A 1,737-nucleotide genomic window follows, 5' to 3' on the forward strand; every position below is an offset into this window, starting at 1 on the left:
GTGCCGCCGCTGCCATCGATAATTTGCTGACAGTAAACCGGAACATGTTCGATGGAAGTAGTGCGGCGGAGTTCATTTCGTTGTCGAATCAACTGGCAATTTCTACCATAGATATGTTTACGGAACGGGTGCTGTTTGCCCGGTTCGATCTTCATCGAGGGGTTGATATGTTGCCCCGATGTCGCTAGAACAGACCAATCGGGACGAAATCGACCAAGAGGCACTTACCTTTTCGGCGTGCACCTGACTGAATTTGTGCCAGATCTACGGTCTTGCAGTCGGTTTCTCTGGCGTGTCTCGCTGAATATCCTCGTTTCGACGAAATTGCACGCGTGATGTTCCTTCGAAAGATTCCGTTGCTGGCAAACCTCGCCTACACTCCTTCCATCGGCTGCTGTCGAGTGGCCCCGCAGCATCTCACTCGCCGGCAAGGTTCGTGAACGAGTGCGAAATGGGGTTGTGAGATCAATGGATTCACGCGCTGTCGCTTTGATCAGAACGACTTTCAAGGCGGTTGCTGCGGAGGATGGGGGGCCGGAGAAACTGGCGAGATCGTTCTACGCGATCTTGTTCACCGACTACCCGCACGTCCGCGATTTCTTTCCCGCCGCAATGGACTCCCAGCGCGATCGCCTGGTCAAGGCGATCTCCTACGCGCTGGACCGGTTGGAGGAGCCCGACAAGCTGCTGCCCTTCCTCGCCCAACTCGGTAGGGATCACCGCAAATACGGAGTGCAGCCCGCGCACTACGCTGCCGTATCCACCGCGCTGAAGACCGCCGTCAAGGTGTTCGCGGGCACCGAGATGTGGACCGACGAGGTCGATCGGGCCTGGGACGAAGGCCTGAAGATCATCGCCGACACCATGATCGGCGCGGCGGAGAAGGAGACCACGCCGTCGGTGTGGACCGGCACGGTGATCGAGCGCCGCGAGGTGCTGCGCAACCTGGTCGTCGTCCGGCTGCAACTGGACCAGCCGATGCGTTACGCCGCGGGTCAGTACCTGAGCGTGCAGATCCCTTCGCGGCCGCGCATGTGGCGCTATCTCTCGCCCGCTGTGCCCGCGAACGCCAACGGAGAGATCGAGTTCCACGTCCGCAGTGTGCTGGGCGGCTGGGTGAGCTCGGCCATCGTCGGCCAGACCGTCGTCGGGGACCAGTGGCTGCTCGGCTCACCACTCGGCGGCCTCGGCGTTCCACGCAACACCAAACGCAAGATGCTGATGGTCGGCTGCGGCACCGGAATCGCGCCGCTACGCGCGCAGTTGATGTCCATGGCGATGCGGCGGACCAATCCGAAGGTGCATCTATTCGTCGGCGGGCACCACCCGTGCGACCTCTACGACCTCGAGACGCTGAGCAAGCTGGCGATGGCCAACCGCTGGCTCACCGTCACACCGGTGAGCGAGCACGACGAAAACCCGTGGTGGTACGCCGAACCTGACGACCCCCGCACCACCTGGCCGGGCCTCGAACCCCGCGTGACGGGCCAGATCGGCAAAGTCGTCGCGAGCTTCGGCGCCTGGTCCGACCGCGACGTACAGATCGTCGGCTCGCCCTCGATGGTGCAGACCACCAAGTTCCGCCTCATGGCGGCGGGCATCCTGGCGAAGAACATCCGCCACGACCCGCTCTATTGATGTGGTGTCTGTTTTCCAGCGCCTGCGGCGCTGGGTGTTCGCGGCCCCCTTGTGGCTCGCGTCCGAGCGACCGCCGCTAGCTCCTTCGTCGCCTACGCG

At 62.4% G+C, this 1,737-nt stretch carries 1 protein-coding gene; it reads left to right on the forward strand.

The window, feature by feature from the left end; translation table 11 throughout:
* Positions 1 to 468 precede the first annotated feature (468 nt).
* On the forward strand, positions 469 to 1,638 hold the full coding sequence (locus ACFU5M_RS34450) for a globin domain-containing protein (RefSeq protein ID WP_379055807.1): 1,170 nt from the start codon (positions 469 to 471) through the stop codon (positions 1,636 to 1,638).
* The last annotated feature ends 99 nt before the right edge of the window (positions 1,639 to 1,737 follow it).

This window comes from Nocardia sp. NPDC057455 (genome assembly GCF_042802775.1).
In the GTDB taxonomy this organism is placed as follows: domain Bacteria; phylum Actinomycetota; class Actinomycetes; order Mycobacteriales; family Mycobacteriaceae; genus Nocardia.